The sequence below is a fragment of the Pseudomonas sp. NC02 genome (genome assembly GCF_002874965.1).
Classification (GTDB): domain Bacteria; phylum Pseudomonadota; class Gammaproteobacteria; order Pseudomonadales; family Pseudomonadaceae; genus Aquipseudomonas.
The window spans coordinates 6,428,653-6,455,316 of sequence record NZ_CP025624.1 but is presented as its reverse complement, the minus strand read 5'-3'; the positions used below and the strand labels follow the sequence as shown (position 1 = coordinate 6,455,316).

General features: G+C 61.7%; 27 protein-coding genes and 1 riboswitch. Of the genes, 12 read left to right on the top strand and 15 right to left on the bottom strand.

The annotated features are described in order from the left end of the window. Positions 1-765 carry a malonate transporter subunit MadM gene (madM, locus tag C0058_RS30430; RefSeq protein WP_003216820.1) on the top strand — a complete coding sequence of 255 codons (765 nt, stop codon included), beginning with the start codon at positions 1-3 and terminating at the stop codon, positions 763-765. A gap of 156 nt (positions 766-921) precedes the next feature. On the opposite strand, the gene C0058_RS30420 is transcribed toward madM, so the two are convergent. The 3 genes from C0058_RS30420 to C0058_RS30410 are packed head-to-tail and all read right to left on the bottom strand — an operon-like array spanning position 922 to position 2,982. Further along, positions 922-1,836 carry a LysR substrate-binding domain-containing protein gene (locus tag C0058_RS30420; RefSeq protein ID WP_003216822.1) on the bottom strand — a complete coding sequence of 305 codons (915 nt, stop codon included), beginning with the start codon at positions 1,834-1,836 and terminating at the stop codon, positions 922-924. Between the two features lie 37 nt (positions 1,837-1,873). After that, positions 1,874-2,416, bottom strand: a complete 543-nt coding sequence (locus C0058_RS30415; RefSeq protein ID WP_087693236.1) for a chromate transporter — start codon at positions 2,414-2,416, stop codon at positions 1,874-1,876. Further along, entirely contained in the window at positions 2,416-2,982 is a 567-nt protein-coding gene (locus C0058_RS30410; RefSeq protein WP_003216826.1) for a chromate transporter, read from the bottom strand. Before C0058_RS30410 ends, C0058_RS30415 begins: the two co-directional genes overlap by 1 nt. A 235-nt stretch (positions 2,983-3,217) precedes the next feature. On the opposite strand from C0058_RS30410, the gene C0058_RS30405 reads away from it, so the two are divergent. Next, complete coding sequence (locus C0058_RS30405) at positions 3,218-3,835, top strand: hemolysin III family protein (RefSeq protein WP_003216828.1); 618 nt, start codon at positions 3,218-3,220, stop codon at positions 3,833-3,835. Here C0058_RS30405 and C0058_RS30400 read toward each other — a convergent pair. Further along, positions 3,830-4,732, bottom strand: coding sequence for a LysR family transcriptional regulator (locus tag C0058_RS30400; RefSeq protein WP_102370085.1), 903 nt, complete (start codon positions 4,730-4,732; stop codon positions 3,830-3,832). The two genes, C0058_RS30405 and C0058_RS30400, sit on opposite strands and share 6 nt — an antisense overlap. A 108-nt stretch (positions 4,733-4,840) precedes the next feature. Here C0058_RS30400 and C0058_RS30395 point away from each other — a divergent pair, with 108 nt between their 5' ends. From C0058_RS30395 to C0058_RS30385, 3 genes are read left to right on the top strand one after another with little or no spacing between them, the layout of a single operon-like run. Further along, complete coding sequence (locus tag C0058_RS30395) at positions 4,841-6,082, top strand: D-amino acid dehydrogenase (RefSeq protein WP_102370084.1); 1,242 nt, start codon at positions 4,841-4,843, stop codon at positions 6,080-6,082. A 10-nt stretch (positions 6,083-6,092) separates the two neighbouring features. Continuing rightward, a complete protein-coding gene (locus C0058_RS30390) occupies positions 6,093-6,446 on the top strand; it encodes a RidA family protein (RefSeq protein WP_087693233.1) in 354 nt (117 codons plus the stop codon). 27 nt (positions 6,447-6,473) lie between these two features. Then, positions 6,474-7,376 (top strand): transporter substrate-binding domain-containing protein, encoded by a 903-nt coding sequence (locus tag C0058_RS30385; protein WP_087693232.1) that lies wholly within the window; start codon positions 6,474-6,476, stop codon positions 7,374-7,376. A gap of 143 nt (positions 7,377-7,519) precedes the next feature. Here C0058_RS30385 and C0058_RS30380 read toward each other — a convergent pair whose 3' ends face one another. Both C0058_RS30380 and C0058_RS30375 read right to left on the bottom strand, forming a co-directional pair. Continuing rightward, positions 7,520-8,239 carry a 16S rRNA (uracil(1498)-N(3))-methyltransferase gene (locus C0058_RS30380; RefSeq protein ID WP_087693231.1) on the bottom strand — a complete coding sequence of 240 codons (720 nt, stop codon included), beginning with the start codon at positions 8,237-8,239 and terminating at the stop codon, positions 7,520-7,522. Between the two features lie 86 nt (positions 8,240-8,325). Beyond that, a complete protein-coding gene (locus tag C0058_RS30375) occupies positions 8,326-9,732 on the bottom strand; it encodes an adenosylmethionine--8-amino-7-oxononanoate transaminase (RefSeq protein ID WP_003216840.1) in 1,407 nt (468 codons plus the stop codon). A 280-nt stretch (positions 9,733-10,012) separates the two neighbouring features. On the opposite strand from C0058_RS30375, the gene C0058_RS30370 reads away from it, so the two are divergent. Both C0058_RS30370 and C0058_RS30365 read left to right on the top strand, forming a co-directional pair. After that, the gene (locus C0058_RS30370; protein ID WP_003216842.1) at positions 10,013-10,564 is read left to right on the top strand and encodes a cytochrome b; all 552 of its coding nucleotides are present in this window, start codon (positions 10,013-10,015) and stop codon (positions 10,562-10,564) included. A gap of 32 nt (positions 10,565-10,596) precedes the next feature. Beyond that, a complete protein-coding gene (locus C0058_RS30365) occupies positions 10,597-11,193 on the top strand; it encodes a YceI family protein (protein WP_003216844.1) in 597 nt (198 codons plus the stop codon). A gap of 69 nt (positions 11,194-11,262) precedes the next feature. On the opposite strand, the gene C0058_RS30360 is transcribed toward C0058_RS30365, so the two are convergent. The 5 genes from C0058_RS30360 to ahcY all read right to left on the bottom strand — a co-directional run bounded on the left by C0058_RS30360 (position 11,263) and on the right by ahcY (position 17,830). Next, a complete protein-coding gene (locus C0058_RS30360; protein ID WP_003216846.1) occupies positions 11,263-13,146 on the bottom strand; it encodes a DEAD/DEAH box helicase in 1,884 nt (627 codons plus the stop codon). A 222-nt stretch (positions 13,147-13,368) separates the two neighbouring features. Further along, positions 13,369-14,172, bottom strand: coding sequence for an ABC transporter substrate-binding protein (locus C0058_RS30355; RefSeq protein WP_023659310.1), 804 nt, complete (start codon positions 14,170-14,172; stop codon positions 13,369-13,371). Positions 14,173-14,242: 70 nt separating this feature from the next. Beyond that, a complete protein-coding gene (locus C0058_RS30350; protein ID WP_102370083.1) occupies positions 14,243-15,325 on the bottom strand; it encodes a hypothetical protein in 1,083 nt (360 codons plus the stop codon). Between the two features lie 75 nt (positions 15,326-15,400). Next, a complete protein-coding gene (gene metF / locus C0058_RS30345; RefSeq protein ID WP_008434100.1) occupies positions 15,401-16,246 on the bottom strand; it encodes a methylenetetrahydrofolate reductase [NAD(P)H] in 846 nt (281 codons plus the stop codon). Between the two features lie 174 nt (positions 16,247-16,420). Further along, on the bottom strand, positions 16,421-17,830 hold the full coding sequence (gene ahcY / locus C0058_RS30340) for an adenosylhomocysteinase (RefSeq protein WP_003216850.1): 1,410 nt from the start codon (positions 17,828-17,830) through the stop codon (positions 16,421-16,423). Positions 17,831-17,851: 21 nt separating this feature from the next. Beyond that, positions 17,852-17,957, bottom strand: a riboswitch (S-adenosyl-L-homocysteine riboswitch). Between the two features lie 198 nt (positions 17,958-18,155). Here ahcY and C0058_RS30335 point away from each other — a divergent pair. Continuing rightward, positions 18,156-18,560 (top strand): acyl-CoA thioesterase, encoded by a 405-nt coding sequence (locus C0058_RS30335; protein WP_003216852.1) that lies wholly within the window; start codon positions 18,156-18,158, stop codon positions 18,558-18,560. Between the two features lie 77 nt (positions 18,561-18,637). Then, a complete protein-coding gene (locus C0058_RS30330; RefSeq protein WP_008434095.1) occupies positions 18,638-19,525 on the top strand; it encodes a formate/nitrite transporter family protein in 888 nt (295 codons plus the stop codon). On the opposite strand, the gene C0058_RS30325 is transcribed toward C0058_RS30330, so the two are convergent. Then, a complete protein-coding gene (locus tag C0058_RS30325) occupies positions 19,519-20,784 on the bottom strand; it encodes a sodium:proton antiporter (protein WP_008434094.1) in 1,266 nt (421 codons plus the stop codon). The two genes, C0058_RS30330 and C0058_RS30325, sit on opposite strands and share 7 nt — an antisense overlap. Before the next feature lie 453 nt (positions 20,785-21,237). On the opposite strand from C0058_RS30325, the gene C0058_RS30320 reads away from it, so the two are divergent. Further along, on the top strand, positions 21,238-22,071 hold the full coding sequence (locus C0058_RS30320; protein ID WP_063026578.1) for an EamA family transporter: 834 nt from the start codon (positions 21,238-21,240) through the stop codon (positions 22,069-22,071). A gap of 31 nt (positions 22,072-22,102) precedes the next feature. Continuing rightward, on the top strand, positions 22,103-22,489 hold the full coding sequence (locus C0058_RS30315; RefSeq protein WP_003216858.1) for an MAPEG family protein: 387 nt from the start codon (positions 22,103-22,105) through the stop codon (positions 22,487-22,489). 140 nt (positions 22,490-22,629) lie between these two features. Here the strand turns inward: C0058_RS30315 and C0058_RS30305 are convergent, their stop codons facing one another. Then, a complete protein-coding gene (locus C0058_RS30305; RefSeq protein ID WP_102370082.1) occupies positions 22,630-23,799 on the bottom strand; it encodes a murein transglycosylase A in 1,170 nt (389 codons plus the stop codon). Between the two features lie 128 nt (positions 23,800-23,927). Here C0058_RS30305 and C0058_RS30300 point away from each other — a divergent pair, with 128 nt between their 5' ends. Beyond that, a complete protein-coding gene (locus C0058_RS30300; protein ID WP_008434083.1) occupies positions 23,928-24,377 on the top strand; it encodes a cytochrome c in 450 nt (149 codons plus the stop codon). Between the two features lie 7 nt (positions 24,378-24,384). On the opposite strand, the gene C0058_RS30295 is transcribed toward C0058_RS30300, so the two are convergent. Both C0058_RS30295 and ligB read right to left on the bottom strand, forming a co-directional pair. Further along, positions 24,385-24,780 carry a DUF1090 domain-containing protein gene (locus tag C0058_RS30295; RefSeq protein WP_008434082.1) on the bottom strand — a complete coding sequence of 132 codons (396 nt, stop codon included), beginning with the start codon at positions 24,778-24,780 and terminating at the stop codon, positions 24,385-24,387. An 81-nt stretch (positions 24,781-24,861) separates the two neighbouring features. After that, the gene (gene ligB, locus C0058_RS30290) at positions 24,862-26,535 is read right to left on the bottom strand and encodes an NAD-dependent DNA ligase LigB (RefSeq protein WP_174717802.1); all 1,674 of its coding nucleotides are present in this window, start codon (positions 26,533-26,535) and stop codon (positions 24,862-24,864) included. Between the last annotated feature and the right edge of the window lie 129 nt (positions 26,536-26,664).

Genomic DNA, 26,664 nt, shown 5'->3' with positions numbered 1-26,664 from the left:
ATGTGGGAACTCATCGAGAAAGGCCTGGCAAATAACGGCTTGGTCACCGCCTTTGCATTTGTTGGCGTGGTGATGTGGATTTCGGTGGTGCTGTCCAAGCGCCTGACCTTCGGACGCATCCACGGCTCAGCCATCGCGATTGTGATCGGGCTGGTGCTGGCCTGGGTGGGCGGTACCTTGACCGGCGGGCAGAAAGGCCTGGCGGATGTGGCGCTGTTTTCCGGGATCGGCTTGATGGGCGGCGCCATGCTGCGGGACTTTGCCATCGTGGCCACGGCGTTTGAAGTACAGGCCACCGAGGCGCGCAAGGCCGGCTTGATTGGTGCGATTGCCTTGCTGTTGGGCACGGTGCTGCCGTTTATCGTGGGCGCGAGTATCGCCTGGGCGTTTGGTTATCGTGATGCGATCAGCATGACCACCATCGGCGCGGGCGCGGTGACGTACATCGTCGGGCCGGTGACCGGGGCGGCGTTGGGTGCAAGCTCGGATGTGGTGGCGCTGTCCATCGCGACTGGGTTGATCAAGGCGATCCTGGTGATGGTGGGCACGCCCATGGCGGCACGCTGGATGGGCCTGGATAACCCGCGCTCGGCGATGGTGTTTGGCGGCCTGGCCGGTACGGTGAGCGGCGTGACGGCAGGCCTGGCAGCGACGGACCGGCGGTTGGTGCCGTATGGCGCACTGACCGCCACCTTTCACACCGGGCTTGGGTGTTTGCTGGGGCCGTCGGTGCTGTACTTCATCGTGCGCGGGATTGTCGGCTGACCCGAGATGTGTCGACCGCTTTTGTGGCGAGGGAGCTTGCTCCCGCTGGAGCGCGAAGCGGTCCCAATGCATTCTTCCTGAAACAACGCGGGCGCTGATTTTACGACTGCTGCGCAGCCGAGCGGGAGCAAGCTCCCTCGCCACAGGGGATCATTGTCAGGTTTGGCGGTTCGCATACATCCGGCACTCCGCCAACAGCGCGAGCAGGTTCGGGTCGCGTTCCTTGGCTTTCAGAAACACCACGCCAATGTGCTGCTGCAAACGGTAGCGCGGTTGCAGGGGAATCAGCTTCACCCGGTTCTCATACACCGCCGCAATCCGCCCCGGCAGCAGCGCATAACCCACGCCCGAGCTGACCATGCTCAGCAGGGTGAAGATGTCGTTGACCTGCATCGCCACCTTCGGCTCGAACCCTGCCTGCTTGAATACGCGGTTGCCATCCTGATGGGTGGCGAAGCCTTGGGTGAGGGTGATGAAGGTGGCGTCGCGCACGTCCGCCAGGTCGATTTCCTGTTCGCGGTCGAAGGGTGAATCGGCCGGGGTGGCGAGGAAGATGTCGTCGGAAAACAGCGCGATCTGCTCGCAGTCCGGATCGTTGGCGTGCTCGTCGAGGGAGATCAGGATCGCATCGACTTCCATGTTCTTCAGCTTGTACAGCAGGTCGAAATTGGAGCCGAGGATCAGGTCGATATTCAGCTCGCTACGGCGAATCTTCAGCCCCATGATCAACTGCGGCACGGTCTTCACCGTCAGCGAATACAGCGAGCCCAGCTTGAAGCGCTCGGCGGAAAAGCCGGCGGCCTCGCGGGTGACCCGCACGCTGTCGACCACATCCTGCACCAGCTTCTGCGCGCGCTCTTCCAGCACATAGGCGCTTTCCAGCGGCGTGAGGTTGCGCCCTTCGTGCTTGAACAGCGGGCAGCGCAGGGCGTTTTCCAGGGAGTGGATCGCCCGGTGCACGCTGACGTTGCTGGTCTGCAGTTCAGCCGCCGCCCGCGCCAGGTTGCCGGTGCGCATGAACGCCAGGAAGATTTCCAGCTTCTTGAGGGTGAACTCTTCGTCGATCAGCATGGGCGTGACTCTTGTTCGAATGCCGTCGATTGTGCCCCTAAAACCAGTTCACTCCCAGCCATGCACTGCACAGGCCCAACACTACGCCGAGGATGATCAGCCAGATCGCGTTGAGTCTTGTGTAATACACCACGGCAGCGCTGGCCAGGGTCAGTACCAGGCTGGTGGCGTTGTTTTCCAGGCTGTTCATCAGGATGTAGCTGGCGGCCAGGATCAGCCCGATGGAGATCGGCAGCAGGCTGCCTTTGACCCGCTGCACCCACGGGGTTTTGCTGTGTTTTTCCAGCCAGCCGGCGCCGAAGTAGGTGAGCACCGAGCAGGGCACCAGCTTGGCGGTCAGGGCCACCAGGGCGCCGGGCAACCCGGCGGCTTGCTGGCCGATAAATACCAGGAACATGCCATTGGGCCCCGGCAAGGCCTGGGACAAGGCGAAGAAGGCGACGAACTGGGCGTCGGTGATCCAGTTCATGTCGGTGACGGTGTAGCGATGGATATCGCTCAGGGCCACGGTGTTGCCGCCAATCGCCATCAGCGACCACAGCGCGCATTGGATCATCAGGTGAAACAGCACGCTCTGCATCAGCCGGCCACCTTCTGCTTGCCCATGAAGCTCAAGGCCAACGAGCTGGGAATGCAGATCAGCAGGACCATCCACAACGGCAGCACCAGCACCGCCATCAACACGAAGGTCAGGACGAACGCGCTGTAATTCGCCAGGGTCCTGGGCATGGCCTTGAGCAGGCGCAAGGTGGTGCCGAGCATCAGCCCGGTGGCGATCGGCATCACCGCGCCGAAGATCTGCTGCACCACGTCATGGCTCCACCATTTGGCATAGGCGAAGCCGGCCAGCACGGTGATCAGCGAGGGGAACAGATACAAGCCGACCACGGTCACAACCGCACCCGGCAAGCCGTGCAGGCGCCGACCGTAGATGATGCCGACGTTGGCGATATTCGGCCCGGGGAAAAATTGGCCGGTGGTCAGCAACTCGTTGAAGCCTTGTTCGCTGACCCACTGCCTGCGGTCGACCATCATCTGCCGCGCCCAGGGCATCACGCCGCCGAAGCCAAACAGGCCGACCATGGCGAAGTTGTAAAACAACTGCCACAGACTCGGGTGGGGCTGGGCAGGTTCGAGGTCGGGCATGGGCGTTACCGATGAGGGGCTTTTATGTAGGAGCTGGCTTGCCGGCGATAGCGGTGGGTCAGACATGCATCTGCTGCTGATACACCGCTATCGCCGGCAAGCCAGCTCCCACAGGATGAAGCGAATCATCCATCGGCATGTGTATTTGGGCAAATGAAGAAAGGTTGTTACCTGATATTGGGTGGGTGACGTCAGAATGGTCGAGGTGATAACCGTTATTCGAGGTGAGTGACACATGTATCACGGGGAACGATTCAACGCCTGGAGCCACTTGCTCGGGGCGGTTGCGGCTTTTGTGGGTGCGGTATGGATGTTGGTGGTGGCCAGTATGGACGGCAACCCCTGGAAGATTGTCAGCGTGGCCATTTACGGTTTCACATTGCTGGTGTTGTACAGCGCGTCCACCGTTTACCACAGCGTGCGCGGGCGCAAGAAAGCGATCATGCAGAAGGTCGATCACTTTTCGATCTACCTGCTGATTGCCGGCAGCTACACGCCGTTTTGCCTGGTGACGCTGCGCGGGCCGTGGGGCTGGACGCTGTTCGGGATTGTGTGGGGGCTGGCGGTGATCGGCATCCTGCAGGAGATCAAGCCACGTTCCGAGGCGCGGATCCTGTCGATCGTGATCTATGCGGTGATGGGCTGGATCGTGCTGGTGGCGGTCAAGCCGCTGATTGCTGCGCTGGGGCCTACCGGGTTTGCCTGGCTGGCGTCGGGCGGGGTGCTGTATACCGTGGGCATTATTTTCTTTGCCTTGGAGGACCGCTTGCGGCACTCCCACGGGATCTGGCATTTGTTCGTGATTGGCGGCAGCCTGCTGCATTTCGTGGCGATCATGGGGTACGTGTTATAGCCGGTCCAATTGCTCATGGGCCCGGCTGCCGAAGATCTCCAACAGGCTCGCCAGCATATGCGGCGGCGGTTCGTCGGCGCGGGTCAGGGCGTACAAGGTGATTGGCAGCGGCGGCGCAAGGGGGCGAATGCAAGTAGTGGCCGGTGATGCGCCGAGGGCGGTGAACGGATCAATCACCGCCAGCCCGGCGCCGGATTCGACCATGGCCCTGGCCAGGGAATAGGTCTGCACTGCGATGCTGACCCGTGGCGGTGGATCGACCGCTTCCAGGTAGCTGTCCAGCTTCGCCGACAACGGGTCGGCGCTGGACAGGCCAATCAACGGCGCGCCCGCCAGGGCCATCAGCGGCAACGGTTTGCCCAGCTCGTTTTCCTTCCAGTAACCCTGCGGCGCCAACGCCACCAGCACGCCGTGGGCCAGGGCCTGGGCGGTCAGACCCGGGTGATCGGGCGGTTGCAGGGTCAGCGCCACGTCGACCTCACGCATCAACAGGTTTTGCACCAGCTCGCGGCTGTGGGCGCTGGACAGCTCGCAGGCGATGTCCGGGTAGCGTTGGGTCCATTCGCGGATGGCCGGCGGCAGCAACGCCAAGGCCAGCGCGGGTGTTGCGCCGATACGCAGGCTCTGGCCCGGCTCGCGGCGCAGGTTCTGTGCCAGGCGCCGCACGCCTTGCAGGCTTTCGGTCACCTTGTCGACTTCGCGCTCCAGCGCCAGCGCTTCCGGGGTTGGCTGCAGCTTGCCGCGTATACGCAGGAACAGCGGGAACCCCAACTGCAACTCGGCGTGCTGCAGCACCTTGCTCACCGCCGGCTGCGAGACATGCAGCAACTGGGCGGCGGCGCTGATGGAACCGGTCTGGCGGATGGCCTGGAAGATTTCGATATGACGCAAGCGCATGGGCAGTCCATAACCTTTGTTTATGGGTGACCCATCTTTATTCATTGTCCCGCCGCTGTCACCTGCCTCTAACCTTCAAGCCTGACATCGCACGGTTAAGGGACGCACATGGCTCAGCAGGTTTGCATCATCGGTGGCGGGGTTATCGGCCTGGCGAGTGCCTACGCGCTGGTGCGTGCCGGCATGCAGGTGACGGTGGTCGAAGCCCGGGAAACCCTGGGCAGCGAGACCAGCTTCGCCAACGGCGGGCAACTGTCCTACCGCTATGTCGCGCCGTTGGCCGACAAGGGCGTACCGTTGCAAGCCATCGGCTGGCTGCTGCGCGGTGACTCGCCGCTGAAGCTGCGCCCGCGCATGGACCCGGCGCAGTGGCGCTGGATGGCCTCGTTCCTGGGCGCCTGCCGTGGCTCGGTGAACCAGCGCAATGCGGCCCACCTGCTGCGCCTGGCGTCCTTGAGCCAGGGCACCCTGCAACGCTGGCGTGAAGAAGACCAACTGGGCGGTTTCCACTGGCGGCGCAACGGCAAGCTGGTGACCTTTCGCAGCCTCGACAGCTATGAGCGCGCCTTGAATAAAGTGACCGACCCGCTGCAACAGCAAGTGCTCTCGGCGGCGGACTGCGCACGGCTGGAACCGACCCTGGACAGCGCCAGTTTTGCCGGCGGCATCTATACGCCCAATGAAGAGGTCGGCGACTGCCATGGGTTCTGCCAGCAACTGGCGGCGCGCCTTGAAGCGTCGGGGCGTTGCACGTTCCTGTTGGGGCGCAAGGTGACGGCGATTCGTCACAGCGCAGGCGCCGTGCAGGCTATCGAAATGGGCAGTGAAGTCTTGCCGGTGCAGCACCTGGTGCTGGCCGCCGGGCACCGCAGCCCCGAGCTGGCCTTGCCGGGTATGTCACTGCCGCTGTATCCCCTCAAGGGTTACAGCCTGAGCGTGCCGATTGGCGCGCAGCATCAGGCGCCGAACATCAGCATCACCGATTACGACCGCAAGATCGTCTACGCGCGCATCGGTGAGCAACTGCGGGTGGCGGCGATGGTGGATATTGTCGGCTTCGACGCCCGCCTGGAACCCAAGCGCCTGGCGCTGATTAAACGCCAGGCACTTGAGACGTTCCCGCTGGCCGGTGACTACCAGCACGCGGTCGAATGGGCCGGCATGCGCCCGGCCACGCCTACCGGCGTGCCGTTGATTGGTGCCAGCGCCTACAGCAACCTGTGGCTTAACCTCGGCCACGGCGCCCTCGGGTTTACCCTGGCTTGCGGCAGCGGCCAGGTACTGGCCGAGTTGATTGGCCGGCACACCACTTCCATTGATATGCAGGGCTTCGCGCCCCGTGCCGCTTGAGGATATTTCGATGACCATCACCCGAATCAACAGCAACAGCCGCTTGTCTGGCGCCGTGGTGTTTCAGGACCTGGTGTTTTTGTCCGGCCAGGTGCCGGGCGAAGGCCGTGATGTAAAGACCCAGACCGAACAGGTGCTGGCCAGGATTGATGCGCTGCTGGCCGAGGCCGGCAGCGACAAGGATCATCTGCTGAATGCGACCATCTACCTGAACAATATCCAGGAGGGTTTTGCGCCGATGAATGAAGTCTGGTCCGCCTGGCTATCGCCGGGGCAGGCACCGACGCGTACCACGTTGCAGGCGCAGTTGGCGCGACCGGACGTGCTGGTCGAGATCAGTGTCATTGCAGTGCGCCGTACCTGAACCTTTAACCACCAACGGAGAATAACAATGCAAAAAATCACGTTGATCGGCTGCACCCTGGGGCTGTTGTTGGGGGCTCAGGCCCATGCCACCGAGGCCCCCTTGGACGGTACGCTGAGCAAGATCGCCAACGCCAGGAGCATCACCCTCGGCTACCGCGATGCCTCGGTGCCGTTTTCCTATGTGGGGGATCACAGCGGCAAGCCCATGGGCTATTCGGTGGAGCTGGCGAACAAGATCGTCGAGCGTATCCAGCAGAAAACCGGTGTGCCGAAGCTCAACGTGAAGTACAACCTGGTGACTTCCCAGACCCGCATAGCCCTGGTGCAAAACGGCACCGTGGACCTGGAATGCGGTTCCACCGGCGTGACCGCCGAGCGGCAGAAGCAGGTAGCGTTTTCCTACGGGTTTATCTACGTGAAGGGCCAGTTGCTGACCGCCAACGACAGCGGCATCAAAAGCTTCGCCGACCTGCAAGGCAAGAACGTGGTAACCACCGCCGGTACCACCAACGAGCGGTTCCTCAAGAGCTACAACGTCGATCACAAACTGAACATGTCGGTGATCAGCGCCAAGGACCACGGCGAAGCCTTCCAGATGCTGCAATCGGGCCGGGCGGCGGCGTTCTACATGGATGACGCGTTGCTCTACGGCGAGCGCGCCAAGGCCAGGGACCCGCACAAGTGGGTGGTGGTTGGGGAAGAACAGTCGCGGGAAATCTACAGCTGCATGGTGCGCAAGGACGACCCGCAGTTTCTCGCGGTGGTCAATGAGACCCTGGCCGGGCTGTACAGCTCGGGGGAGATCAACGGCATTTACCAGCGCTGGTTTGAGCAGCCGATTCCGCCTAAGGGCCTGAACCTGGAATTCCCGATGACCAGTGAGTTGAAGGCGATTATTGCGACGCCTGTGAGTGACCCGGTGGAGTAAACAGGTCTGAGGTTGGTAACCCGATCAAAATGTGGGAGCGGGCTTGCTCGCGAAAGCGGAGTGCCAGTCAATACATGTGTGACTGATCCACCGCATTCGCGAGCAAGCCCGCTCCCACATTTGATTGGGTTTGCAAAACGGGTTTAGAAGTCGCCCCAGAGTTGTTGGGCTACGGCCAGCGCCACGACTGGCGCAGTTTCGGTACGCAGCACCCGTGGGCCCAGCCGTGCGGCATGAAACCCCGCACCTTGTGCCGTTTCGACTTCGCCATCAGTCAATCCACCCTCCGGCCCGATCAGGAAGGCCAGGCTCCCAGGCTTGGCGTGGCTCACCAGGGGCTCGGCCACCGGGTGCAGCACCAGCTTCAAATCCGCTTCGGCCTGTTTCAACCAATCCGCCAGCAACAGCGGTGGGTGAATCACCGGCACTCGCGAGCGACCGCACTGCTCGCACGCGCTGATCGCCACCTGGCGCCAGTGCTGCAGGCGTTTGTCGGCGCGTTCGTCCTTGAGGCGCACTTCGCAGCGGTCGCTGAAGATCGGGGTGATTTCATTCACCCCAAGCTCGGTGGCTTTCTGGATCGCCCAGTCCATTCGCTCGCCACGGGACAGGCCCTGGCCGAGGTGAATCTGCAATGGCGACTCGACCTGCCCGGCGAAGGTTTCGGTGACTTGCACCACCACGCGTTTTTTGCCGACTTCCAGCAAGCTGGCGCGAAACTCCTGGCCGGAACCGTCGAACAACTGCACGGGGTCGCCTTCGCTCATGCGCAATACGCGGCTGATGTAGTGCGCCTGGGCTTCCGGCAACTCGTGGTCGCCAAGGCTCAGGGGGGCGTCGACAAAAAAGCGGGACAGTCTCATTTCTGTTCTCTGGAAATAGTGTGCAGGGCGGACGCGGAGCGTCCATGGCTGCATTCCCACGCGGAGCGTGGGAACGATCAACTCAATCAGCCCGGATCACGAAACCCCGGGTGGAAATCCTTGGGCACCGCCACGCTGACCTTGCTGTTGGTGGCAATGTCGATCCCTTCGCTGGCCACTTCAGCCAGGAAGTCGATCTGCTCCGGGGTGATCACATACGGCGGCAGGAAGTACACCACGCTGCCCAACGGCCGCAGCAACGCGCCTCGCTCCAGCGCATGTTCGAACACCTTCAGGCCACGGCGTTCCTGCCACGGGTAGGCGGTCTTGGTGGCCTTGTCCTGCACCATCTCGATGGCCAGCACCATGCCGGTCTGGCGCACTTCCGAGACGTGCGGATGGTCCACCAGGTGCGCGGTGGCGGTGGCCATGCGCTGGGCCAGGGCCTTGTTGTTTTCGATGACGTTGTCTTCTTCGAAGATATCCAGGGTCGCCAGGGCCGCCGCACAGGCCAGCGGGTTGCCGGTGTAGCTGTGGGAGTGCAGGAAGGCCCGCAGGGTCGGGTAGTCGTCGTAGAAGGCGTCGTACACATCGTCGGTGGTGACCACCGCGGCGAGCGGCAGGTAGCCGCCGGTCAGGGCCTTGGACAGGCACAGGAAGTCCGGGCGGATGCCGGCCTGTTCGCAGGCGAACATCGTACCGGTGCGGCCAAAGCCCACGGCGATTTCGTCGTGGATCAGGTGCACGCCATAACGGTCGCAGGCTTCGCGCAGCAGCTTGAGGTACACCGGGTGGTACATGCGCATGCCGCCGGCGCCCTGGATCAGCGGCTCGACGATCACGGCGGCCACGGTGTCGTGGTTTTCGGCCAGGGTCTGCTCCATGGCCAGGAACATGTTCCGGGAATGTTCTTCCCAGCTCATGCCGTCGGGGCGCAGGTAGCAGTCGGGGCTCGGCACCTTGATGGTGTCCAGCAGCAGGGCTTTATAGGTCTCGGTGAACAGCGGCACATCGCCTACCGACATCGCGGCGATGGTTTCGCCGTGGTAGCTGTTGGTCAGGGTGACAAAGCGCTTTTTGTTCGGCAGGCCGCGGTTGAGCCAATAGTGAAAGCTCATCTTCAGCGCGACTTCGATGCACGACGAACCGTTGTCGGCGTAGAAACAGCGGGTCAGGCCTTCGGGGGTCATCTTCACCAGGCGCTCGGACAGCTCGATTACCGGCTGGTGGCTGAAGCCGGCGAGGATCACGTGTTCCAGCTGGTCGACCTGGTCCTTGATGCGCTGGTTGATGCGCGGGTTGGCGTGGCCAAACACGTTGACCCACCAGGAACTGACGGCGTCGAGGTAGCGTTTGCCTTCGAAGTCTTCCAGCCAGATGCCTTCACCGCGCTTGATCGGGATCAGCGGCAGTTGCTGGTGGTCTTTCATCTGGGTGCAGGGATGCCACAGCACCGCAAGGTCGCGTTGCATCCACTGGTTATTCAAACCCATGTTTATTCTCCTCGAAGCGGCTCGCGACGTGCGCGGGCGAAACAATCGCGCAAGCCTATGCAATGCAGGCCTGTGTCACAACCCATTGCGAGTCTGAAGCGTAAATTGGTGGTAAACGCAGGACAGTCCGTCACGTTTCTTCTGGATAGTCCTTAATCTCTTGTTAACTTACTCTGCATACGCTCTTGATCGTATTTCTCGATATTTCAAAGCGAAATTTTCCGCTTTAATTCGATAGGTAAATCGATAGTCTTGCCACAGCTCTTACGGGATTTGGGACATGCAACTACGTAATTCACCGGCCCGCTATGGCTGGGTCAGCATCGTTTTGCACTGGGGCGTGGCCCTGGTGGTGTTCGGTCTGTTCGCATTGGGCCTGTGGATGGTCGGTCTCGACTACTACAGTGCCTGGCGCAAAGACGCCCCGGACCTGCACAAGAGCATCGGCATTACGCTGTTCGCCATCATGCTCGTGCGGATCGTCTGGCGCCTGGTCAGCCCGCCGCCGCCACCGCTTGCCAGCTATAGCCGCATGACGCGTCTGGGGGCTGCGTTTGGCCACGCGTTCCTGTATCTCGGGCTGTTTGCCGTGATGATTGCCGGTTACCTGATTTCCACCGCAGACGGTGTCGGGATCCCGGTGTTTGGCTTGTTTGAGATTCCTGCGCTGGTTTCCGGGCTACCGGACCAGGCAGACACTGCAGGCGTGGTGCATTTGTACCTGGCCTGGGTATTGGTGGTGTTCGCCGGCCTGCATGGCGTGGCCGCGCTGAAACACCATTTCATTGATCGTGATGTGACCCTGGTTCGTATGCTGGGGCGCAAAGCCTGATGTTCAACCTCGACTCACAAGGAATAGAAAGCATGTTGAAAAAGACTCTCGCCGCTCTGGCCATCGGTTCTGCCCTGCTGACTGCCGGTCAGGCGATGGCAGCTGACTACGTTGTCGACAAGGAAGGCCAGCACGCCTTCGTTGACTTCAAGATCAGCCACTTGGGCTACAGCTTCATCACCGGTACCTTCAAGGACCTGGACGGCAAGTTCAGCTTCGATGCTGCCAAGCCTGAAGACAGCAAGATTGAGTTCAACGTCCGCACCGCCAGCGTGTTCACCAACCACGCCGAACGTGACAAGCACATCGCCAGCAAAGACTTCCTGGACGTTGGCAAGTTTGCCGATGCCAAGTTCGTCTCCACCAGCGTCAAGACCACTGGCAAGAATGCCGCTGGCCAAGTCACTGCTGACGTGACCGGCGACCTGACCTTTCACGGCGTGACCAAGCCGATCGTCGTCAAGGCGACCTTCCTGGGTGAAGGCAAGGATCCATGGGGCGGCTACCGTGCCGGCTTTGAAGGTACTACCTCCTTCAATCGCCAGGACTTCGGCAAGCAGATGGACCTGGGTCCAGCGTCCAACAACGTTGAGCTGTACGTGACGTTTGAAGGTGTGAAAGCGAAGTAATTTTCGCCGGCCACACAAAAATGCCCCGGATCTCGCGATCCGGGGCATTTTTCATGGCGCTTTGAAAACTCAGCGGTTGCGGGTCAGCAACGCCGGTTTTTCACCACGTGGACGGCCCGGCAGTTGATCCAACTGCTCAGGTGTCAGCGTGCGATCGCTTTTCGACTCTTTGTGGATGATCTTCGGTGCCGGGCCGCCGCGCGGGTTTTGCACCGCTGGCTCCGACAGGCGAGGTTGATCATCACGGGCCGGGCGACGGTTGCGCGACTCTTCGCGACGGGCCTGGCCGTCACGCGGTGCACCGTTGCGCGGGCCGCTGCGCTTGGCAGGCGGGGTGCCGGTGGTGGCGCCGTTGCTGCTGCGCGGACCGTTCTGGCGACCTTGTGGCTGCCCGCCGGTACGCGGAGTACCGGCGCCTGCGCCCTGGGCCGGAGCGCCCGGACGACGACCACGGCCCTGGGCCGGCTTGGCCTGGGGCACGTAGTCAACGCGGTTACCGAAGTTGTCCACGTCGTCGTCCAGGAACTCGTCCGGAGCACGGTCGGCAGCAGCACGTGGCGGCTGGCTCGGCTGGCGCTGTTCGCGGGCCGGGGTGCCTTCACGGGGCTTTTGCTCACGGGCCGGGCGTTCGCCACGGCCATTGGTCGCAGCCTTGTCCTTGCCGCCCTTGTCCTTGCCCTTGTCTTTACGACCGCCACCACCGCCGCCGCCGTTCGGGCCATCGCCCTTCGGACCGCGTGGGTTGTTGCGCGGGTTGCGCACGTCCGGACGTTCGCGCACTTCAGGCTTCTCGGCCTCAACCGCGCTGGAGTCGAAGCCCATCAGGTCGCCGTCGGCGATTTTCTGCTTGGTCATGCGCTCGATGCTTTTCAGCAGCTTTTCTTCGTCCGGTGCGACCAGGGAAATGGCCTCGCCCGAACGACCGGCCCGGCCAGTACGGCCGATACGGTGCACGTAGTCTTCGTCGACGTTTGGCAGCTCGAAGTTGACCACGTGGGGCAGTTGGTCGATGTCCAGGCCGCGAGCGGCGATGTCGGTGGCGACCAGGATGCGCACTTCACCGGCCTTGAAGTCGGCCAGGGCTTTGGTGCGGGCATTCTGGCTCTTGTTGCCGTGGATCGCGACGGCGGTGAGGCCGTGCTTGTCCAGGTACTCGGCCAGGCGGTTGGCGCCGTGCTTGGTGCGGGTGAACACCAGCACCTGTTCCCACGCGCCGGCGGTGATCAGGTGGGCCAGCAGCGAACGCTTGTGGGCGGCCGGCAGGCGGAATACGCGCTGCTCGATACGCTCGACCGTGGTGTTCGGCGGCGTGACTTCAATGCGCTCGGGGTTGTGCAACAACTTGCCCGCCAACGCGGTGATGTCGTTGGAGAACGTGGCCGAGAACAGCAGGTTCTGGCGTTTGGCCGGCAGGCGCGCGAGGACCTTTTTCACGTCATGGACAAAGCCCATGTCGAGCATGCGGTCGGCTTCGTCCAGCACGAGGATTTCCACGTGGGACAAATCGACGCTGCCTTGGCCGCACAGGTCGAGCAAGCGACCCGGGCATGCAACCAGTACGTCGACACCGCGGGACATGGCCTGAACCTGTGGGTTCATGCCGACGCCGCCGAAGATGCAGGCGCTGACGAACTTCAAGTCGCGGGCATACAGCTTGAAGCTGTCATGCACTTGTGCGGCGAGTTCGCGGGTAGGGGTCAGGACCAGTACGCGCGGTTGGCGCGGGCCATGACGCTGGGATTTGTCCGGGTGACCGTTGGGGAACAACCGCTCCAGGATCGGAAGGGCGAAGCCGCCGGTTTTACCAGTACCTGTCTGAGCCGCAACCATCAGGTCGCGGCCTTGCAACACGGCGGGAATGGCCCGCTGTTGCACCGGAGTAGGCTCGGTATAGCCCGCTGCCTCGATGGCGCGGACTAAAGCCTCGGAGAGACCGAGGGAAGCAAAGGACATGAGTAATCCTGTTTTAGTTAGGGCTTGGCCCAGAGGGATAGTCTTGCCTGGCGTGAATGGCGTTTAGATGAACGCAATCCCGTCCGGTCCTGCTGGGGCTGGCGGGCACTCAGACGGCTCGCGCGGGCTTGAAAGCTGCGCTGTAGCGGGGTCGGGTGCCTTTTGCAAGACCGAAGCGTCCGGGCGTAAGCCTGGCGGAAAGGCCGGAGTATAACAGAGCAATCACTCTGCGCTGCTTTCCTGCTGCTCAACGGTGCGTACGGGCAGGGCTGATGCGCTGGTTTGCGGGCTGCTGCCCGCATATTTGGCACTCAAGGCCGCGTAGGCAGGCTCTTGCTTGAAGCGTTTGAGTTCGGCGGCGAAGCGTTGCACCAGCAAATCCATGCCGGCACCGCGGCGCACGGCCAGGAACTGTGGCTGGCTGCTGACCACCTGGGGGGCCTGGGTGACCTGGTCCTCAAGTCCAAGGGCCTTGAGTACATGCTGGCCAACCCGACGGTCCGTGATCACCAGGTCGATCCGGCCAAGGGCCAGTTTGCCGAAGTTGGCCTCATGGCTGGCGGCCGGCTCCTGCTTGAAGAGGGTGGACTCGCTGAATTCGGCGCCATAGAGGTAGCCTGGCGAGGTGCCGATGGTCAGGCCGCGCAGGTCGTCGAAGGTCTGGAACGGGTGTGGGCGCTGATTGGCGTAGAACAGCACGAACTCCACCTCGGACAGCGGCTCGCTGGGGTACAGCAGCACCGCGTCGCGTTCATGGCTATGGAAAATATCCAGTGCGCCGTCGGCCTGGCCCTGGTCGAGCATCGCCAGGCAGCGCTTCCAGGGCAGGAATTGCCAATCCACATCGATGCCCAGGCGCTGGAACACGATCACCGTGGTCTCGTAGTCGAGCCCGCGCATGGTGCCGTTGTCGTCGTAGACGTAAGGCGCCCAGGGCTCGGTGACAATGCGCAGTTTCTCGCCATGGGCACCGAGGCTCAGGCAAGCGAAAAGAACAGCAGTCAATAACCGGAAAGTGACAGGCATACCCTGAGATTACGACTGTATCGGGCTAAAGAGAAGCTCTGGCACAGTGATCTGCGGGCGCCCGCCAGGTTTACTTGCCCGGAGATTTGATCAGGTGTTCGTAGATCGCCTCGCGCCGCTCGCCGAGAATCAGCCGCACCACGGGATTGCCAAACCAGTGCTCCAGCAGATGGGCATCCACCGGTCGGCCCTGGCGCTCTTCCTGGTTTTGTCGGGCCTTGTCCCACCAAACCGGGCCACACGCCTGGTCGAACTCGTTTTCATGTTCATAGCAGCCGTAGAGGATTTCCCGGATGAACTGCTGTTGGTGCTTGGGCAGTGCCAGGGTGATCAGCTTGTACATCAAGCGTTGCAGACGAGGCGGGCGGGGCAGGTGGGCGGAAACCTGGCGCGTGTCATTCAGGGCCGTGGCGCTGGTGGGGTTTGCCCCATGCTTGGCGATCCACGCCTTGACCTTGGCCCGGAACAGCTGTTTGCGGCTCCAGTAATGGTGGATCAGGTCCGGGCATTCGCGCACGTTGAGGGTGCGATAGGCGGCAATGGACAGGCAGAACTCTTCCAGGGTGTAGGCGCCGCGGGCATGGGGAAACAGTTCGTCCATCAACTCGATCGAGCGGTCGAGGATGTGCGCGTCCTGCTGCGTCAGGCCCATGACCCCTGAATTGAGGGTCATCATGTCATCGTCGGCCACGCCCATGTCCAGCAGGCGGCGGTATAGAGCGCTGTACAGAATGCTTTCGTGGTTGTCGCCGTACTTGGTGTAGAAGGCGTTGCACAGCAGGGTGCCGGGCTGCACGCGTTCAAACAGCGCCAGGGGCGAATGGTGGAAAAACGTGTCGGTGTCGATCAGCAGCGCCACTTCGGATTCTTGCAACACTTGCCGCAGCACTACGTGCTTGGTGCGAAAGTGGTAGCCGTGAGGCTCGCTCCAGCGTTTGCGCGTGGCTTCGTCCAGCGGGCGTACCCGTACCGGCAGCAGGCGGTAGGGCTCGGGGTTGTCGGTGAAGACCTGGATGTCGATGCCTGTGTCCGGCTCGTCCCGCAGGAACGACAGGGCGCTGGCGATGCTGAATACCGCTTCCTGATGGTAAGTCTCTGCGCCGAACACCAGATAGACCAGTTGCGGGCGGGACGTCGGGGCGGTTGTATTCATGGACTGCAGAATTCCGTGGGCGTTTAGAACGGCAAAGGCCCTCATTATGAGGGCCTTTGCATTTCGGAACAGACCTTAGCGTGGCAGCTTCAGGTTGTTCCAGACAGCGAGGCTTGGCTCAGCCTGGTTCAGGGTATAGAAGTGCAACCCTGGCGCGCCACCTTGCAACAATTGTTCACACATTTCGCTGATGACCTGTTCGCCGAACGCCTGGATGCTCTTGACGTCGTCGCCGTAGGCTTCCAGTTGTTTACGAATCCAGCGTGGGATTTCCGCGCCGCAGGCGTCAGAGAAGCGCGCCAGTTTGCTGTAGTTGGTGATCGGCATGATGCCCGGCACGATCGGGATGTTCACGCCCATCGCTTGTACACGCTCAACGAAGTAGAAGTAGCTCTCTGCGTTGAAGAAGTACTGGGTGATCGCGCTGTTGGCGCCGGCGTTGGCCTTGCGCACGAAATTCTGCAGATCGTCTTCGAAATTGCGCGCCTGGGGGTGCATCTCCGGATAAGCGGCCACTTCGATGTGGAAGTGATCGCCGGTTTCTTCGCGAATGAAGCTCACCAGGTCATTGGCGTAGCGCAGCTCGCCGCTGGCCATGCCCATCCCGGACGGCAGGTCACCGCGCAGGGCGACGATGCGCTTGATGCCGGCTTGCTTGTATTGGGTCAGCAGGCTGCGCAGGTCGGCCTTGCTGTCGCCCACGCAGGACAAATGCGGAGCTGCAGGTACTTTGACTTGGCTTTCCAGCTGCAGCACGGTGTTGATCGTGCGATCGCGGGTGGAGCCACCGGCACCGTAGGTGCAGGAGAAGAAATCGGGGTGGTAGCTGGCCAACTGCTTGGCAGTTGCCATCAGTTTTTCATGCCCAGCATCGGTCTTGGTCGGGAAGAACTCGAAGCTGTAGCGACGGTCTTGGGACATGGTCATACCTATGGAAACTCATAAAGCCAGAAGGTGCACACCGTCAATGTGGGAGCGGGCTTGCTCGCGAATGCGGTATGCCAGTAGTCGATAAGTCGACTGACACACCGCCTTCGCGAGCAAGCCCGCTCCCACAAAAGCCTGCCCCCACATGGGGAGCAGGCAGCAGGCAAATCAGTAGCGGTAAGCGTGCGGCTTGAACGGGCCTTCGACCGTCACGCCGATGTAGTCGGCCTGGGTCTTGGTCAGTTGAGTCACTACGCCGCCGAAGCCGCGGACCATTTCCAGGGCCACTTCTTCGTCGAGTTTCTTCGGCAGTACTTCCACGGTCAGGCGCTCGGCTTTCTGGGCGGGCGACAGGTCGGCGTATTTCTGGCCGAACAGGAAGATCTGCGCCAGTACCTGGTTGGCGAACGAGCCATCCATGATGCGGCTTGGGTGGCCAGTGGCGTTGCCCAGGTTGACCAGACGGCCTTCGGCCAGCAGGATCAGGTAGTCATCGTTCTGCGGGTCGAAATCGCCAGCACCGGTACGGTGAACCTTGTGTACCTGTGGCTTCACTTCTTCCCATGCCCAGTTCTTGCGCATGAAAGCGGTGTCGATTTCGTTGTCGAAGTGACCGATGTTGCACACCACGGCGCGCTTTTTCAGGGCCTTGAGCATGTTCGAGTCGCACACGTTCACGTTGCCGGTGGTGGTCACGATCAGGTCGATCTTACCCAACAGGGCCTTGTCGATGCTGGCTTCGGTGCCGTCGTTCTGGCCGTTGATGAACGGCGAAACCACTTCGAAACCGTCCATGCAGGCTTGCATGGCGCAGATCGGGTCGACTTCGGAGACTTTAACGATCATGCCTTCCTGACGCAGGGACTGGGACGAACCCTTGCCCACGTCACCGTAGCCGATCACCAGCGCTTGCTTGCCGGACAACAGGTGGTCGGTGCCGCGCTTGATCGCATCGTTCAGGCTGTGACGGCAGCCGTACTTGTTGTCGTTCTTGCTCTTGGTCACCGAGTCGTTGACGTTGATGGCCGGGATTTTCAGCTCGCCCTTGGCCAGCATGTCCAGCAGGCGGTGTACGCCGGTGGTGGTTTCTTCGGTCACACCGTGGACGCGGTCGAGGATCTGCGGGTACTTCTTGTGCAGCAGTTCGGTCAGGTCGCCGCCGTCGTCGAGGATCATGTTGGCGTCCCATGGCTTGCCATCCTTGAGGATGGTTTGCTCCAGGCACCACTCGTACTCTTCTTCGGTTTCGCCTTTCCAGGCGAACACGGCGATACCGGCAGCAGCGATAGCGGCAGCGGCCTGGTCTTGAGTCGAGAAAATGTTGCAGGACGACCAGCGTACTTCGGCACCCAGGGCAACCAGGGTTTCGATCAGCACGGCAGTCTGAATGGTCATGTGGATGCAGCCGAGAATCTTCGCGCCCTTGAGCGGCTGCTCAGCGGCGTACTTGCGACGCAGGCCCATCAGGGCTGGCATTTCGGATTCGGCGATAAAGGTTTCGCGACGGCCCCAGGCAGCGAGGGACATGTCGGCGACTTTGTAGTCGGTAAAACCTGCAGGCGTGATTACAGCGCTCATGAAGAGCCTCCATTCGTAGTGTGCGAATGGGCGCCGTTGTGCGTTTAGTATCCAGCTGGCTAACCAGGCCGGACAACGCCCCATCCGAGCCTGACAGGTCGAGCCTGCTGCAGCGCCCCTCGGACAGGTGGCGGGAGAACGGTATCAATCGAAGATGACCGTTTTGAAGCGGAGGCGATTATAGCCGCCTGCGCCTGACTTCTAAAGCCTTTCTGTCGGCGGCATGAAGATCGCTCATGGGGTTGATAGGCAATGGCTCATAGAGCTTGGGCCCGGCCTCTGCCATGATGTTGCCCATCATTTCGCAACACGCTTTGGAGTGAACATGAACTTCCACACCCGCAAATGGGTAAAACCCGAAGACCTCAACCCCAACGGCACCCTGTTCGGTGGCAGCCTGCTGCGCTGGATCGACGAAGAAGCGGCCATCTACGCGATTGTCCAGTTGGGCAACCAGCGGGTGGTGACCAAGTACATCTCCGAAATCAACTTCGTCAGCGCCTCGCGCCAGGGCGACATCATCGAACTGGGCATCACCGCCACCGAGTTCGGTCGCACCTCCATCACCCTGACCTGTGAAGTGCGCAACAAGATCACGCGCAAGAGCATTCTGACGGTGGAAAAAATGGTCTTCGTGAACCTGGGCGAAGACGGGTTGCCGGCGCCCCACGGCCGTACCGAGATCAAGTACGTGAAGGATCAGTTCCAGTCGGAAGGCCTCGGCGAGTAATCCTGCGCAGGGCCAGTGAACGCTCTTGATCAACCATAGGTCGTACCTGAACATCGCCCCCCCGTTCAGGTATCACCATGGCCACGCAAGAAGACGGCAAGACCCCCAATCTGTCGCAGGAAGAGCAGCACGACGTCGACAAGAACCAGCCGCCTCGCGCGGCGGTTCTGCATGAAATCATCCGCACTCAAGGCGATCAGGAACTGGAGCGCAACGTCGCCGCGTTGTGGTGGTCGGCGCTGGCCGCCGGCCTGACCATGGGCCTGTCACTGATGGGCATGGGCTTGCTCAACTCGCGCCTGCCGGATGGCGAAGAGTTCAAGGTGATCGCCAGTTTTGGTTACTGCGCCGGCTTTCTTGCCGTGATCCTCGCCCGTCAGCAGTTATTCACCGAAAACACCCTGACCGCGGTGTTGCCGGTGATGAGCAAACCCACGCTGAAGAATTTCGCACGCCTGCTGCGTTTATGGGCCGTGGTGCTGGTGGGCAACCTGTGCGGCACCTTGCTGGTGGCGTACGTGATGCTGCACTTGCCGATCTTTGACACCAAGACCGACCTGGCCTTCCTGGAAATCGGGCGCAAGGTCATGGAAAACGACGCCTACCAGATGTTCGCCAAGGGCATCGTGTCGGGCTGGATGATCGCCACCATGGTGTGGATGATCCCATCCATGGAAAGCGCCAAAATCTGGATCATCATCCTGATCACCTACCTGATGGCACTGGGAGACTTCACCCACATCGTGGTGGGCTCGGCGGAAGTGTCGTACCTGGTATTTGCCGGCGAGCTGCCGTGGAAAGACTTCTGGCTGGTGTTCGCCGGGCCGACGCTGGCGGGCAATATCATCGGCGGCAGCTTTATCTTTGCGCTGATCAGCCATGCGCAGATTCGCAGCGAAAGCAGCCTGCCGGGCAAAGCCGCTGCGGATCCGAGGCATCCGCAGCAGATCAACAAGGGTCAGTGAGTCTCCGGCGCCGCAGCAGGCGCCGGCTCATCCTTGGTCACATGCTTGACCAGCTTGCCGATGCTCAAGCCCTGCAACAGGATCGAAGACAGCACCACGATGTAGGTGATGCTCAGCAGCAAGTCACGCTCCGGGCCCAGTGGCAGGGCCAGGGCCAGTGCCACGGAAACCCCGCCGCGCAAGCCACCCCAGGTGAGGATGCGGATGGTGCCGCGGGGCACCGTGCGCCAGCGGCGCAGCAGCAGGATCGCCGGGGCCACCGTCAGCAGGCGTGACAACAGGATTGCCACGGCCAGCAAACTGGCGGCCAACACGTGCAGCCAGTTGAACGGCAACAGCAGCAGTTCCATGCCGATCAGCGCAAACAGCAGGGCGTTGAGCATGTCATCGAGCAGTTCCCAGAAGCCGTCCAGGTAGCGCCGGGTCATGTCGTTCATCGCCAGCTTGCGGCCGAGGTTGCCGATGATCAGGCCCGCCACCACCATCGCAATGGGTGCCGAGACGTGCAGTTCAGTGGCCATCGCCGAGCCGCCGATCACCAGGGCCAGGGTCAGCATCACTTCGATCTGATACTGCTCGATGCTCTTGATCATCAGGTACACGATGTAGCCGATCAGCCCGCCAAACACCACGCCGCCAATCGCTTCATGGGCAAACAGCATGGCCGTGGCGCCGACCGTAGGCGTCTCGCCCAGTTGCGCGATGCCCAGCAACACGGTGAACACCACCACCGCGGTGCCGTCGTTGAACAGCGATTCGCCGACGATGGTGGTTTTCAGCGGTTTCGACGCATTGGCGGTCCGCAGCACACCGAGTACGGCAATCGGGTCGGTGGGGGAAATCAGCGCGCCGAACAGCAGGCAGTACAGGAAACTCACGTGCCAGCCGAACAGGGCAAAGATGTAGAAGGCCAGGCTGCCGATCACCACCGTGGCAATCAATACGCCGAAGGTGGCGAGCAGGCCGATGGGCCAGCGGTAGCTGCGCAGGTCGCTCAGGTTGACGTGCAAGGCGCCGGCGAACAGCAGGAACGAGAGCATCCAGTTCATCAGCAGGTCGCCGAAGTCGATCTGGCCGATCAACTGCTGGATGCGCTCTTCAAGGCCGGGGTAGCCGATAAAGCTCAAGCCTTGCAGCAGCAGGGAAAACATCAGTGCCGTGACCATCACACCGATGGTGGGCGGCAGGCCGATGAAGCGGTAGTTCACATACGTGAGCAGGGTGGTGAGGCAAATAAACGCAGCGACAAGTTCAAGCATCCGGGGTCCTTGGATGGAGGAGTGAGTAGAGATCATATGTGGGAGCTGTCGAGCCCCAGCGAGGCTGCGATGGCATCACCTGGGTGAGGCTGCAAGACCGCATCGCCTGTATCGCAGCCTCGCTAAAGCTCGACAGCTCCCACACAGAACACATTTATCAGTTGGCTACGTTGACCGCAGCCGGGCGGCGACGTTGCAGGTCGATGAACAAAAGTGCCGCCACCACCATCCCGCCGATCCAGGCACCGAGCGGCATGCGAGGTTCTCCTTCGGTAATCGTGGCGCTCTGATCAGGCATACGCAGGCCGACGCCCGGATCGGCGAAGATCGGGCAGCAGCAAAAATTTATTGGTCCAGGTCTTTGCGCAACTGAGTGCGGCGTGGTCGGCTTTAGTATAAACAGGTGCTGAAATATGGCGAATCAATTCCGCTTTTTATGACTGGGGAGTCACCGTGATCGCAACAGCTCTGGTACTGGTAGCGGCGTTGTTGCATGCGACGTGGAACACCTTGATCAAATTCAGCGGCGAGCGCCTGTTGGTCATCGCGTGCATGGACACGGTGGCGTTGCTGTTTGTGGTGCTGGCGGTGGGGTTTGTATCGTTTCCGCCACTGGAAATCTGGCCGTGGATCATCGCCTCGGCGTTGTTTGAATTGCTCTACCGCTACCTGCTGATCCAGGCCTATCGCGTGGGTGACCTGGGCCTGGTGTACCCATTGATGCGCGGCTTGTCGCCTTTGGTGGTGCTGGCGCTGACGCTGGTGTTTGCCGGTGAGGTGCTCAGTACCCAGCAGATTCTCGGCATTCTGCTGATCCCGTTCGGCATGCTGTGCCTGTTGTGGCAGGGCGGCGGTGGCGACCGGTTGCCCTGGTCGATGCTGCCGGTGGTGGCGTTGATCGGCTTGTGTATCGGTTGCTACACCTTCCTCGATGGCCAGGCATTGCGCCGTTGGTCACACCCGCTGGACTACCTGGTGTGGCTGACGCTGATAAGCGCATGGCCGTTTCCGTTGCTGGCGATGGTGCGCAAACGGGCGGCGTTCGGGCTGTTCTGGCGCACGCAGTGGAGGCTGGGGCTGAGTGTCGGGTTGTGCGTGTTGTTGAGCTACGCTCTGGTGCTTTGGGCCATGCAGTTGGGCTCGATTGCCGAAGCCGCTGCGCTGCGGGAAGTCAGCGTGATCCTGGTGGTGCTGTTCGGCATGCGTTACCTGAAAGAACCTTTCGGCCGCCCACGGCTCATAGCCTGTGGGTTGGTACTGATCGGCATGTTCGTGATGAAACTCTAACCGTCGGATAAAACTAAAAAAGGAATGGGTTATGACAGTCGCTTTCTGGTGTGTGTTGATCGCAATCTTTCTGCCGTACCTGTGCACGGGCGTGGCCAAGTTCAGCGGCGGCAAGTTCGGGCCCCGGCAGAACCATGACCCGCGGGCGTTCCTCGACACCCTCGAGGGGTTTGCCAAGCGCGCCCACAGTGCGCAACTCAACAGCTTCGAAGTGACCCCGGCCTTTGCGGCCGCGGTGATCATTGCCCATCTGGCTGGCGTTGCGTCGCTGGTGACGATCAACGTCCTGGCGGTGCTGTTCATCACCAGCCGGTTGCTCTACATCATCTGCTACCTGGCGGACTGGGCGATGCTGCGGTCGGTGGTGTGGGCGGTAGGGATGGCGTTGATTGCGAGCTTTTTCTTCGTCTCGATCTGAAGCCTGACACTGTTCAAGTGTGGGAGCGGGCTTGCTCGCGAATGCGGTGTGTCAGTCACCGGATGTATCGACTGATCCACCGCATTCGCGAGCAAGCCCGCTCCCACACAAGCCCGCTCCCACATAGACCTTGGTGTTCTTCAGGTGCCTGTCGGCACATCCGGCACTTTTGGCAACGCTGCGCCTTTGGGCCACAGCATCCAGATCTGGCCCTGCTGCTTCATGTTGCCCGCCAACTCGCCGGCGGCATCACCGGTTCCCCAGAACAGGTCGGCCCGCACTTCGCCGGTAATTGCACCACCGGTATCCTGCGCGGCCACCGGGCGGGCAATCGGCGCACCATCCGGTCGGGTAGTCGACAGCCACAACAGGCTGCCCAGCGGAATCACCTTGCGATCCACCGCAACGCTATACCCCGCAGTCAGCGGCACGTTCAGCGAGCCACGCGGGCCTTCGTTGCTGTCGGGGCGGGCACTGAAGAACACGTAGCTGGGGTTGCTTGCCAGCAATTCAGGAATACGCTGCGGATGCGCCTTGGCCCAGGCAGCGATGGCGCCCATAGTCACGTCTTCTTTTTTCAGCTCGCCCTGCTCCACCAGCCAGCGGCCGATGGGGCGGTACGGGTATCCGTTCTGGTCGCCGTAACCCACCCGCAATTGGCGGCCGTCGGCCAGTTGGATACGACCCGAACCCTGGATCTGCAGGAATTGCAGGTCCATCGGGTTGGTCAGCCAGGCGATGGGCTTGGCGGTGGAGCCTTGGTGGTTGATGGTGCTGGCGTCGTCATAGGGTTTGAGTACCCGGCCTTCCAGGCGACCGCGCAGGCGCTTGCCCTTGAGCTCCGGGTAGATGCTTTCCAGGTTGACGATGATCAGGTCATCCGGCACGCCGAACACCGGTACATGGGCGGTGGCGGTTTCGGTGAGGCTGCCGGGGTAAACCGGTTCGTAGTAGCCGGTGATCAGGCCGTTGGGGCTGTTGTCGGCCGAGCGCAGGCCGTAGACGTCGAGGTTGGCCTTGAGGAAGTCACGAATCGCCACTGCGGTCGACGGCACGGTGGCCGATGCCGCGCACGTCGCACCCCATACCGGGTCAGCCTTGAGGCGTTGACAGGCACTGCGCCAGGATTCGAAGCCGGCTTGCAGGTCGCTGTCCGACACGGCCGGCAGGTTTTCCCAGGTGGCGCCGACGTAGGTAGCAATGGCGTGGGGCTTGGCTTTTTCGTCCTTGCCGGTGTCGCAACCGGCCAGCAGCGCGATCATTGGCAGGGCCCACACGAGGCGGCGCCAAGGCTTAAAACGGGTATTCATACACAAAATTCCTGAAGCGATTGCTCGTATCGGCTGGCGTTCGAGCAACCCTTATTATTAATAGGGGTATTGGTCTTTGCGGGCGGGGCGAGGATACTGGCCGCCGTTTCCCGTAACCTTGAGCCATCATGACTTTTAAAAGACTGACCGTTGTATTGCTGGCCTGCCTGACACTGTCCGCCTGCGGCGGGGTTGATCCGAATTCGCCCCTTGGCCAGCGCAAGGCCATTTTCAAGCAGATGCTCAAGACCGGCGAAGACCTGGGCGGCATGTTGCGTGGGCGCATTCCATTCGACGGCGGCAAATTTGCCGAAGGCGCGGTCAAGCTTGATGCGTTGTCCCACGAACCGTGGAAACATTTCCCGAGCGTGCGTGAAGAAGACCACACCAGCGCCAAGGACGACGTGTGGCAGCAGCAGGCACGTTTCCAGGAAATGGCTCGAAACCTTGAAACGGCCACCGGTGAACTGGTGATCGCCAGCCAGGTCCAGCCCTACAAGGCCAGCAACCTCGGGCCGGCGGTGCAGAAAGTCGAAGATGCCTGCACCGCGTGCCATAAACAGTTCCGCGATCACTGAGGCCGTCTTACTTGTCCAGTTCGTCCAGGGCTTCCTGCAAGTCCTTGCGTGACTGGGCCAGCTTGTCCTTGCGCTTGTTGATCTTGTCGGAATCACCCTTCTTCATGGCCTTGTCGAGGTCAGCCTGACGGCGGCTGACTTCGTGCTTGGCGTCGAGCACCTTGTTTTCCCGCTCCTTTTTCAAGGAGGCATCGGTGCAGTTGGCGGTGACTTCACTCAAGGCTTTTTCCAGGCCGGCTTGTTGCTCACTGTTGCCGTGGGCCTTGGCTTGTTCGATCTGGGTGCTGATGGACTCGCGCTTGGCGGCGCAGCCTGTGAGTGGCGCAGCTTCCTCGGCTGCCAGCAATGGCGCGGACATAAGGGTAGCGACGGTCAACAGGGCAAAAGGTGCAAGAAATTTCATAAAGGCTCCAAGGCAAACAAGGTCGCAATCAGGTGGGCAGGATGAATTCTGCCGGCACCGGTTAATGCCGTCGGGCAGAGGTCAAAAACCATCTATCCCGGCAGCCCGTAATGTTTCACTCAAGGCCAGTACCTGCGGGTCGCGAAAAAAAGCGCTCAGTTGCGCCGCGCGACCCGGGCCTATGCCGTCTTCGGCCAGCCAGGCTTGAGTGTCTCTGGCGGCCAGGGTTTGCCAGCCGCCTTGTAGATTGTTGCGCGCCGTGGGCGGTACTCCCAGGGCCATCAGCCATTGCGCGAACGGTCGCTGCCGGGCGCTGCGCAAGCTGTCGAGTAAACGCGCACTGCTGCGTTCGCCGAAGCCATCAATGTTAGCAAGCTCTGCCTCATCCAGGGTTAACCAATCGAGCAGGCCGTCGATCAGGCCGGCCTGGATCAAGGTGTTCCAGGTTTCGCGGCCGATGTGTGGCAGGGCCAGGCCCTGGGCGCCGCTCAGCCAGGTCAGGCGCGCGAGCAGCTGTTCTTCGCAACCCGGGGCCAGTTGCCAGCAACTCAAGGGGTGGAAGTCCCTGGCCTGCGGGACCTGCAACTCGGCCCGTGGCTGGCTGCGCAGGATGACGCGGTCAAGGCGGGGGATGACGTGCCCGGCGAGGCTGATGGAGACCTGGTCGCCAGTACGGATATCCAGTTCCCGCCAGCGTTTCAGCGAACCGACACTGACCCGGCTGATCTTCCGGTCATCGAGCAGTACCGGTTCCAACTCCAGGATGGAGGTGATGCGCCCGGTGCGGCCAATCTTGAAGTGCACCTTGCGCACATGGGCCAGCGCCTTGGCCACCGGGTACTTCCAGGCAACCGCCCAGTAGGGCGCGCTGACCCGCCAGCGCTCGGCCGGGGCCCGCTGGCCTTGATGCAATACCACGCCGTCGCTGGCGAAGGGCAGCGGGTGGCTGTACCAATAGCTGCGCCAGTGCGCCGCTTCGGTCATGTCCTTGATCGGGTGGCTGTAGCGCCCGCTGTCGGTGAAGCCCCATTGCGCCAGTTGGCTCAGCCGCTCGGAAAAGCCATCGGGGCCCTGGGGCCAGGCCCAGACAAACAGACCGATATTGGCGGCCTCGGCTTCGCTCAACTGCCGGCGATTCATCAGCCCGGCCACTTTGCCGCGGGCGCCGAGGCCACCTTTGGCAGCTTGCACATGGTCATTCAGTCGCCAATAGAGTTCGCCCTGCAACAGCAGGTCAACGGGCTCGGGCAGTTGCTGCACGATCCCGGGAATCCGGCGGGCGGAGGCTGACCAATCCTGGCCCAGCCGGCCATCGCCGCGACTGATGACCCGGCTCAACCGGCCCTTGCGGTAAACCAGCGTGACGGCGACGCCATCGACCTTGGGCTGGATCCACACGTCCTGGCGAGTCCTCAGCCAGGTTTGCACGGCGTTATCGTCCAGCAGTTTTTCCAGGCCGGTGTGGGGCGTCGGGTGGGCGGTCGTGCCTCGCGCGCTGCCCAGCGGGTCGTCCGTGACTGGGGCGGAGGGAGTGAAACACCTGCGCCATTGGGCAAGGCGCTGGCTGGCCTGGTCATACAGCTCATCGCTGATCAATGACTGGCCGAGCCGGTGGTAGCTGTCATCCCACAAGCGGATTTGTTGCGCCAGGGTGCTGATCTGGGCCCGGGCGTGATCGGCCTCCCAGTCGGGGCACTCCTGCGACCACGCAGTGAGCGGCGAGAAGCTGAGTAAAAGGAAAAACAGCCAGCGCATAAGTGACGTCATCATGAGCATCCTTGCTCTGAAAAGGGCGCCCAGCCTAAGCCATCCCTGCGGGCATAAAAAAGCCCCGCAACCGCGAGGCTTTTTACCCGATGTTTCTGCTCGTTTGAACAGAACGCC